At 69.3% G+C, this 8,552-nt stretch carries 8 protein-coding genes and 1 pseudogene; 5 read left to right on the top strand and 4 right to left on the bottom strand.

Going from position 1 to position 8,552, the window contains the following annotated elements; genetic code table 11:
* Positions 1 to 444, top strand: a pseudogene (locus MTR62_RS18585) (RNA 3'-terminal phosphate cyclase); the annotation flags it as partial.
* Between the two features lie 31 nt (positions 445 to 475).
* On the opposite strand, the gene MTR62_RS18580 reads toward MTR62_RS18585, so the two are convergent.
* On the bottom strand, positions 476 to 853 hold the full coding sequence (locus MTR62_RS18580; RefSeq protein ID WP_244023749.1) for a hypothetical protein: 378 nt from the start codon (positions 851 to 853) through the stop codon (positions 476 to 478).
* Between the two features lie 89 nt (positions 854 to 942).
* Positions 943 to 1,845, bottom strand: coding sequence for an EamA family transporter RarD (rarD, locus tag MTR62_RS18575; RefSeq protein WP_244023747.1), 903 nt, complete (start codon positions 1,843 to 1,845; stop codon positions 943 to 945).
* Positions 1,846 to 2,048: 203 nt separating this feature from the next.
* Here rarD and MTR62_RS18570 point away from each other — a divergent pair, with 203 nt between their 5' ends.
* Together MTR62_RS18570 and MTR62_RS18565 are read left to right on the top strand one after the other, a co-directional pair.
* Positions 2,049 to 2,492 (top strand): glycine zipper 2TM domain-containing protein, encoded by a 444-nt coding sequence (locus MTR62_RS18570; RefSeq protein WP_244023745.1) that lies wholly within the window; start codon positions 2,049 to 2,051, stop codon positions 2,490 to 2,492.
* 510 nt (positions 2,493 to 3,002) lie between these two features.
* The gene (locus MTR62_RS18565; RefSeq protein ID WP_244023743.1) at positions 3,003 to 3,740 is read left to right on the top strand and encodes a hypothetical protein; all 738 of its coding nucleotides are present in this window, start codon (positions 3,003 to 3,005) and stop codon (positions 3,738 to 3,740) included.
* A gap of 126 nt (positions 3,741 to 3,866) precedes the next feature.
* Here the strand turns inward: MTR62_RS18565 and MTR62_RS18560 are convergent, their stop codons facing one another.
* Together MTR62_RS18560 and MTR62_RS18555 are read right to left on the bottom strand one after the other, a co-directional pair.
* A complete protein-coding gene (locus MTR62_RS18560; RefSeq protein ID WP_268739950.1) occupies positions 3,867 to 5,339 on the bottom strand; it encodes a succinylglutamate-semialdehyde dehydrogenase in 1,473 nt (490 codons plus the stop codon).
* Positions 5,340 to 5,473: 134 nt separating this feature from the next.
* Positions 5,474 to 6,892 carry a protein adenylyltransferase SelO family protein gene (locus MTR62_RS18555; protein WP_244023739.1) on the bottom strand — a complete coding sequence of 473 codons (1,419 nt, stop codon included), beginning with the start codon at positions 6,890 to 6,892 and terminating at the stop codon, positions 5,474 to 5,476.
* Positions 6,893 to 7,111: 219 nt separating this feature from the next.
* Here MTR62_RS18555 and MTR62_RS18550 point away from each other — a divergent pair, with 219 nt between their 5' ends.
* On the top strand, positions 7,112 to 8,020 hold the full coding sequence (locus MTR62_RS18550; protein ID WP_244023737.1) for an alpha/beta fold hydrolase: 909 nt from the start codon (positions 7,112 to 7,114) through the stop codon (positions 8,018 to 8,020).
* Positions 8,017 to 8,552: glycosyltransferase (locus MTR62_RS18545; protein WP_244023734.1), on the top strand; the 536-nt coding region annotated here is incomplete at its 3' end. The genes MTR62_RS18550 and MTR62_RS18545, both read left to right, overlap by 4 nt.

The following is an 8,552-nucleotide window of genomic DNA, read 5'->3' as shown; positions in this document are numbered from 1 at the left end:
CTCCACGCCGCCGTCCCCGGCGCCATCGCCCGCCGGCTGGTGGGGCGCGCCAGCGGCGATCTGCCGCACTGGGACGAAGCCGACTTTTCGGTTCGCGAACTGCCCGTCGATCAGGGGCCGGGTGTGATCCTCCTGCTCGAGGCGGCTTACGAGCATGTCACCGAAGTCGTCAGCGGCTTCGGGCAGATGGGCGTCACCGCCGAGCGGCTGGCGCGCACCGCATCGGCCCGTATGCGCGGCTACGAGGAGAGCACGGCCTTTGCCGGACCCTACCTCGCCGATCAGCTGGTTCTACCGTTTGTACTGGCAGGCGGGGGGCTGTTCACCACCGTCAAGCCGAGCGGGCACACGCGCACCGCGCTGGATATCGCCGCAGCGTTCACCGGGCGGCGCGCCAGCCTGACCCGGCTGCCGGGTGGGGAGCATCGGGTGGCCTTCGGGTAATCCCAGGGTGGCAATCCCAGGGTGATCGCGCTCAGAATTTGATCTTGAGGTCGACCATCACGCGGTTGCTGATCGTGCCGTCGGGCATCGTCGCGGCTTCGAGGCGGGTGCCGAGCGCGAGCGAATCGGTCAGCCCCCATTGCGCCTGCCACGGGCCGTTGTCGCGGTTCTCGAGGCCCTTGAAGCCATCGCTACGGCCAAGGCGCTGGGCGTCGGGATCGGGGGCACAAACGACGATTTCGCGCCGGTCGCTCGCCGGGCGGCAACGGCGCTGGACGCTCGAGAGGTCGATCGTGCGCTCGGGATTGTCGAGCTTGCCAAGATCAAAAGTCCCTGTGTCGCTCTGGCCAACCACGCGGGGCGCGGCGATCGCGACGGGTGCGGAGGGAGCGGCATCGACGGCGGGCATGGCGTCTCCTCGCGGGTGGAACCTCGGGCGAAAGTCCGGGGCGGGGGCAAGGATGGCGCGTGATCGTGGCCAAATCGCGGCGGGCCCGTTCAGCCGCGCGAGGCCGCCTTGCGGCGCAGCAGGTCGAAGCTGAACAGGGCGACCGCGCTCCACAGGAAGGCGAAGCAGACCAGCTGCGTGGTGCGCACCGGTTCGTGGAACACGAACACGCCCAGCGCGAAGACCATCGTCGGGGTGAGGAACTGGACGAACCCGAGCGTCGAATAGTCCATGCGCCGCGCGGCAACCGCGAACAGCAGCAGCGGCAGGCCGGTCAGCACGCCGCTCAGCGCGATCAGCGCGTCGGTGGCAGGCGCCTGGCCAAAGCTCGATCCGCTGGGCCCGAGTGCGTAGGCACTGACCACAAGCACTCCGGGCACGGTCAGGATCAGCGATTCGACCGCGAGGCCGGGCAGCGATTCGACCGCGACGCGCTTGCGCAGCAGCCCGTAGACGCAAAAGCACGCCCCGAGCGCGAGGCTGATCCACAGCATTGCCAGCGCGTCGATCGCCAAGACCGCGACGCCGGTCGCCGCCAGCGCGACCGCGCACCATTGCAGGCGGTTGAGCCGCTCGCCCAGAAACAGCGTTCCGGCAAGCACGTTGAGCAGCGGGTTGATATAGTAGCCAAGGCTGGCGGCCAGCACATGGCCCTGCTGGACCGACCAGACGTAGATCGTCCAGTTGGCGCCGATCGCCAGGGCGCTGGCGCACAGGATACCCAGCGTGCGTGGGTCGCGCAGCGCCTGCACGACCGCGCCGACCTGGCGCTTCCAGACGACCATCACCGCGCAGAAGGGCAGCGTGAAGACGATGCGCCAGCCCACCATCTCGAAGGCGGGAACCTGGCGCAGCGCGGCGAAGTAGAGCGGAAACAGGCCCCAGCCGAAATAAGTGACGAGCGCATAGGGCAGCCCGCCGGTCGCTTGCCTGCTCTGCGCACCTTGCGCCATTCTCGCAGCCTTTTTCCGGAGGAAGGGCAGGCCGGGGGTACGGAGGCGGGCCCGCAGGCACGGTTCGTCGCGCCTGATCGTTCGTTTCGTCGATTAGCCCGAATCTTTCAAGCCCGTTGCGGGTCGTTCAGCTAAGTTGCCTTATAAATGAATGCATAGCGATGGAGGCCCGTTTCGGGCCTGCCCCATCAAGGAGAACGACGATGCACGCAATCATCAAGGCAACGCTGCTTGCTGCGGCGAGCGCCAGCGTCGCGACCGCACTTCCGGCCGTGGCGGCGGTCCCTCATTACACGCTGGCCCCGGCCTATGCGCCGGCTCCCGCATTCCAGAGCGGGGATACCGACACCTACTACCACCGTCACGAACGCTACCGTTACTCGCGCGAGGATTACCGGCGCGGTTACGGGCGCGAAGGGTACGATCGCGACATGCGCCCGACCCGTGTCTGGCGCGGCGACAACGGGCGCTATTACTGCCGCAAGTCCGACGGCACCACCGGCCTCCTGATCGGCGGCGCGGCGGGGGCGCTGGTCGGGCGTGGGATTGACACGCGCGGTGACCGTTCGACCGGTACCCTGCTCGGCGCGCTGGGCGGTGCGCTGCTCGGCCGGGCGATCGATCGCGACAGCACAAGCTGCCGCTAAACTGGATTGCCGGGGCGGCTGCGCGGGCTTTGGCCCGCGCGCGTCCCGACCGGTCTCCCAACCCCGTCGGTGCAGACGGCGATGCACCGATGGGCCGTCCGCCCGCAGGGCCGCTTCACGCCTTGCGCGCCGGACGGGAGGGCGCTCGTGCCATCGGCACGGGCGCCCTCGATCGTTTGGGGGCTTGTTCCAGGCCATGCGGCAAAAAGTTATGCGACAGTCACGCGCAGGAATCGGAAAGAAGCCGTGTCTTGTTTTCCCGAAATGGGACGCAGGTGCGCAAGGTGCTGGTTTTAACCTTGTCTTTGGCGTCTTATTGGTAATCCGCTTTGCCATGCGCCGCGCAAGGCGTCACTGTTCCCCGGTCGGGGGGCAGGCCCCTGTTTCGTACCGGGATGATGGAAGTCCGTCTGAACGATGGCCGGGTGAAAGAAGGCCAAGTGATAAAGGGCCAGTGAAAGGGCCCAGTGATAAAGCCAGTGACAAAGCCAGTGACAAAGGATGCCACGAATGACGATGTTGCACCGCCAGGACCTTCGAGCCGGTTCGCCCGTCGCGCTTGGCGCGTTCTGCGCGCTTGCGCTCGCGCTGGCGGGGTGTAGCGCGAAGCCGCAGCCCGAGGCGGCGCCGAGCGATCCGGCGATGACCGGCGCGCTGGGCGATGACATCCTGGTCGATCCGGACATGACCGGGCAGGACGGTTCGGCGGTTTCGGCCGACGATGGCGAAGTCTCGCTGCCGCCCGAGGATCGCTCGCCCGAAGCGATCGCCGATGCGCGCAAGCAGGCGCTCGCGCTGGCCGGGGGCAAGCTGCGCGCCGCGCCGCAGCCCCAGGCGGGCGGCGCCGAGGAACTCGCGGAAGGGGCGGCCACCGCCGCGCAGGTCGCCAGGGCAAGCCAGCAGGCCAGGACCGACTGCACCAAGGCGCTCGCCTTTTCGAACACCTGGGCGGCGAAGCTTCCCGCAGCGTTTCCGGTCTATCCGCGCGGCGCGGTCAACGATGCGGCCGGGGTCAATGCCGATGGCTGCGCGATGATCGTGGTCAATTACGCGACCCCGGTCAGCCCGACGGACATCATCGCTTTCTACTATACCATGGCCAGCAAGGCCGGGTACGGCGCCCAGTACCGCACGGCTGACGGGCAATCGGTTCTCGGCGGGCGCAAGGGCGGCCAGGCTTATGTCGTCTACGCCAACACGGCGGCCAAGGGCGTGACCGAGGTCAACCTGTTCGTGAGCGGAAAGTAACCGCACCGCCAAGGCGCTGCACGGCGTGCCGGGCGAATCGCCCCGGCGCGGGCGGGCGGCGCTCCCGGAAAGCGCCGAGCGGGCCTTCTGGGCCCGGCTCCGAGGCAGGCGCGTCGCGCCCGGAAATCAGGGCCTGATGCCTACCCCGATCACCGCGCGCGGCTGTTCCATCTCGCCCGAGGCGACCGGATAGGCGCAATAGTCCGCCGCGTAGTACCCGCTGGGGCGGTGGTTGCCCGAGAGCCCCACGCCGCCGACCGGAGCGGCGTGGCTGGGGCCGATCGTGGCCCGGTTCCAGTTGACGATCCCGGCGCGCATGTTGGCCCAGAAGCGGTTGTATTCCTGCGGCGTACCGCCGACCAGCGAGGCGGCCAGGCCGAAGCGGGTGTTGTTCGCCTCGGCGATGGCCTCGTCGAAATCCTCGACCCGGATGACCTGCAGGATCGGCCCGAACAGCTCGACGTCGGGGCGGTCGGTCATGGCCGTGGTGTCGATGATCGCAGGGCTGAGGAAGGGCAGGGTGCCATCGGGGCGCTGGAGGTGTTTGATCGCCCGGCCGCCGTGGCTCATCAGGTAGAGAAAGCTCTCGGACAGCCCGTCGGCGGCGGCGTTGTCGATCACCGGACCCATGAACGGGGCGGGCTCGTCGAACGGGGCGCCCACGATCACCCGGTCCGCGAGGCTCTTCACCATCGGCACGATCTGGTCGTAAAGCGAGGCCTTGACGATCAGCCGACGCGCCGCGGTGCAGCGCTGCCCTGCGCTCGAAAAGGCGGACTGGACGATCAGCGAGGCGGCGTCGGCGAGCTTGGGGGTGTCCCACATGACCATTGCGTTGTTGCCGCCCATCTCGAGCGCGACGAGCTTGTCGGGCCGGGTGGCGAGCTTGCGGTTGATCGCGATGCCGGTGTTGGCCGAGCCGGTGAACAGCACGCCGTCGATACCCTCGTGCGCGATGAGGCGCTGGCCTTCGAGCGGGCCGCCCGGCGCGAACTGCATGACCGCGGCCGAAATCCCGGCGCGGTTGAAGCACCGCGCGAGCATCTCGCCCGAGGCCGGGGCCTTTTCGCTCGGCTTGAAGACGACCACGTTGCCCGCGATCAGCGCGGGCACGATATGCGCGTTGGGCAGGTGGCAGGGGTAGTTGAAGGGGCCGAGCACGACGAGCACGCCGTGCGGCTTATGGCGCAGCGCCATCTTGCCCTGGAGCGCGGAATCGAGCTTTCGCTGGCTGGTTCGCTCGGCATAGGCGCGAATCGAGACTTCGACCTTGGCGACCAGCTGTTCGACTTCGGCGTGGGCTTCCCACAAGGGCTTGCCGGTCTCGCGCGCGATCATGGTGGCCAGCGCCTCGGCGTCCTTGCGCACTTCGTTGGCGAAGCGGCGCACCAGTTCCATGCGCGTGCTGAGCGGCTGCGCGGCCCAGGCGGGCCAGGCGCGCCGGGCGCGGGCGACCACATCGTCGACATCGCACGGCGTGCCGCGCCAGAGTTCCGCGCCGGTGGCCGGTTCGAACGAGATGATGTCCGCAGTGGTCACGCTGGCGATGGGTCCCCGATCTCTCGTTCGAGAGGCTGCACTGGTCGTTGCCCCGTCCATTACCGGTTCTTGGCCTGTTGGCGAATGAAAATTCGAAACACCCGGTGTCATTGCACGATTATCCCTACCGGGATGCTAACGCTGTGCCTGGGCGTGTGCTGTCGGCGCTGGAACGGGCTGGACGGAGCAGGACGTCAGGCGGGGGGAGGCGCGGGCGGGGCCTTGCCCAGATCGCGGCCGAGCGCGCGGATCGCGGCGACCTTCTCATCCAGCGCGCGCCAGTCGTCGTGCTCGGCGATCCCGGCCCAGATCCGCTCGACTTCCTCGATGTGCAGGTGGACCGGCGCGCTTTCCTGCCAGTAGGCCGCGTCGGCCGCGTCGAGCGCGCGGTAGCCTTGCAGGGCGCTGCCAAAGGCGTCGTCGCCCGGCTGGCGGGCGCCGCGGTGGAGGTGGAAGAAGTGATCGGGCGAGAGGCCGCTTTCGATCATCGCGCGTTGCGCGGTGTCGAGCAGGTGGGCGTCCGCTTCGGCCGAGCGCGGCTCGATGCCGAGCCGCCAGCACAGCCGCCGGGCCATTGCGGCCTGGTAGAGCGGGGCGAAGCGGTCGAGCGCGAAGATCAGCGGCGGCGTTTCTGCGAGGGGGCTGAGCGCCATCGCCAGCTGACCGCAGTTCCACAACAGCGCCTCGGCCTGGCGGCCGAAGGCGTAGAGCCCGGTCCGGTCGAAATAGGCGGCGGTGAAGCGCGCGTCCCAGCGCGGCGCCCAGCGCCAGGGGCCATAGTCGAAACTCTCGCCCGTAATGTTCATGTTGTCGGTGTTGAGCACGCCGTGGACGAAACCCGCGATCATCCACGCGGCGGCGAGATCGGCCAGCCGTTCGACCACCTGATGGAGCAGGATCACCGCCGGATTGGCGCGGTCGGGCGCGTCCTGGGGCGGTTGGGCGCCGGGGTAGGTGGCCAGGCAATAGGCCACCAGCGCTTCGAGATGGTCCCTTTCCTCGAGCGCGTAGAGCCGCTGGAACGAGCCGATGCGGATGTGCCCGTGGGACAGGCGCACCAGCACCGCCGAGCGGGTGGGCGAAGGCTCGTCGCCGCGCCAGAGTTCTTCGCCGGTCTCGATCACCGAGAAGGTCTTCGAGGTGTTGACCCCGAGCGCCTCGAGCAGTTCGGTGGCGAGAATCTCGCGCACCGCGCCCTTGAGCGTCAGCCGCCCGTCGCCCTCGCGGCTCCACGGGGTCTGGCCCGAACCCTTGGTTCCCAGGTCAAGCAGGCGCGTGGCCGACGCCTCGGGCGGGCCGTCGCGCAGCTGGGCGAACAGAAACCCGCGCCCGTCGCCCAGATCGGGGTTGTAGGCGCGGAACTGGTGGCCGTGGTAGCGCAGCGCGAGCGGGCGCGGCAGATTGCCCTCGAGCGGGGCGAAGCGACCGAAATGGTCGATCCAGGCCGCCTCGTCGAGATCGCCCAGACCCACCGCCTGCGCCCAGCGCTGGTTGCGGAAGCGCAGCGTGTGGGCGGGAAAGCGCGCCGGATCGACCGGATCGGCCAGCCAGGCGGACAGGGCCTCGATGGCGGGGTCGGGGCGGTAGGGCTGGGCCGGGGGATCTTTGCGCATTCCCCCTAGGTGGGCGTGGGTGGCCGGGGCTGCAAGCCGGTTCGCGCCTCGGGCCGTTGCTGCGCGCGCGGGCGCGGGCAAGGGCGCGGGCAAGAGAGCGGGATAAGCGCCGGGTCGGCGTGGCTGTTCAGGAGCCGCCGGGCTCGCTATGACCGGCGGGCGCGGTCCACCCCCGAGGGCGCGCGGATTGAGGGCGAAGGCCCGCAGGACAGGTTGCCGATGGCGAATAGCGCGCAATTCAAGGACGGTTTCTGGTCGAGCCGCGATGGTCTCAAGCTCCATTACCGCGATTACGAGCCCGATGAGGCGCTGTCTGGCGCTCTGTCTGGCGCTCTGGCCGAGGCGACGCGCCCGGCGGTGCTGTGCCTGCACGGGCTCAGCCGCAACGCGCGCGATTTCGACGTGCTGGCTCCCCGCCTGCGGGCGCAGGGCTGGCACGTGCTCTGCCCGGACCTGCGCGGGCGCGGGGAGAGCGACTATGCGCGGGATGCGGCCAGCTACACCCCCGAACAGTACGCGCTCGACCTCACCGACCTCATCACCGCGCAAGGGTTGCAGCGCTTCGTGGTGATCGGCACCTCGCTCGGCGGGCTGATCGGGATGGGGCTGGCGAGCCTGATGCCCGAGCGGGTCGTGGGCGCGGTCATCAACGATGTCGGACCCTGGCTCGAACCGGCCGGGATGGAGCGTATCCGCGACTACGTCGGGCAGGGGCGCAGCTATCCGACCTGGGTCCACGCCGCGCGCGGGATCGAGGATGCGCACGGCGATGCCCATCCGGGCCAGCCGCTCGATTTCTGGATCGGCATGGCCAAGCGACTGATGACGCTGTCGAGCAGCGGGCGCATCGTGTTCGACTACGACATGAAGATCGCCGAGCCGATGCTCAACCTCGATCTTGCCGAGCAGCCCGATCTGTGGCCGTTCTGGGAAAACATGGCCGGGCGAGCGCTGCTGGTGGTGCGCGGCAGCCTGTCCGACGTGCTTTCGCTCAAGACGCTGGCGCAGATGCTCGAACGCGTGCCCGAGGCCGAAGCGCTCACGCTTGCCGATGTCGGCCATGCCCCGACGCTCGACGAGCCCGAGGCGGTCGCCGCGATCGAGGCGCTGCTGGCCAGAGTTGCGTGAGCCGCGTCCTGCATCTCCATTCGGGCTTCAACGCGGGCGGCAAGGAGCTGCGCGCGGTGCAGCTGATGAACGCCTTCGGGCCCAAGGTGCGCCACGCCGTGGTTTCCGCTCAGCCGGGGGCCTATGGTGCGGCGGCGCGGCTCGATCCCGCGCTCGAAGTCGCCTTCCCCGCGGATTTCCCCAGCCTGCAGGGGCGGCCCATGCCCGCGCGGCTGCGGGGCCTTGCCGAAGCGATGGTCGGCTTCGATCTTGTGCTGACCTACAATTGGGGGGCGATGGACGCGGTGCTCGCGCATCGTCTGTTCCAGCGCCGCCTGCGCCTGGCGCCGCTGGTTCACCACGAGGACGGCTTCAACGAGGACGAGGCGGGCGGGCTGAAGTGGGAACGCAACCAGTTTCGCCGTCTGGCGCTGGGCGGCGCGGCGGCGCTGGTGGTGCCCTCGCGGCGGCTGGAGGCGATTGCGCTGGGGGCCTGGCGCCAGCCGCCGGGCAAGGTGCGCCTGATCGTCAACGGCATCGCGACGCAGCGCTA

The sequence above is a fragment of the Novosphingobium organovorum genome (assembly GCF_022832435.1).
GTDB classification, from domain to species: domain Bacteria; phylum Pseudomonadota; class Alphaproteobacteria; order Sphingomonadales; family Sphingomonadaceae; genus Novosphingobium; species Novosphingobium organovorum.
This window is presented reverse-complemented; position numbering and strand designations above follow the sequence as displayed.

Bases quoted from the DNA above. Each gene is read 5' to 3' on its own strand.
- MTR62_RS18580 (WP_244023749.1), bottom strand. From the start codon at position 853: ATGCCCGCCGTCGATGCCGCTCCCTCCGCACCCGTCGCGATCGCCGCG.
- rarD (WP_244023747.1), bottom strand. From the start codon at position 1,845: ATGGCGCAAGGTGCGCAGAGCAGGCAAGCGACCGGCGGGCTGCCCTAT.
- MTR62_RS18570 (WP_244023745.1), top strand. From the start codon at position 2,049: ATGCACGCAATCATCAAGGCAACGCTGCTTGCTGCGGCGAGCGCCAGC.
- MTR62_RS18565 (WP_244023743.1), top strand. From the start codon at position 3,003: ATGACGATGTTGCACCGCCAGGACCTTCGAGCCGGTTCGCCCGTCGCG.
- MTR62_RS18560 (WP_268739950.1), bottom strand. From the start codon at position 5,339: ATGGACGGGGCAACGACCAGTGCAGCCTCTCGAACGAGAGATCGGGGA.
- MTR62_RS18555 (WP_244023739.1), bottom strand. From the start codon at position 6,892: ATGCGCAAAGATCCCCCGGCCCAGCCCTACCGCCCCGACCCCGCCATC.
- MTR62_RS18550 (WP_244023737.1), top strand. From the start codon at position 7,112: ATGGCGAATAGCGCGCAATTCAAGGACGGTTTCTGGTCGAGCCGCGAT.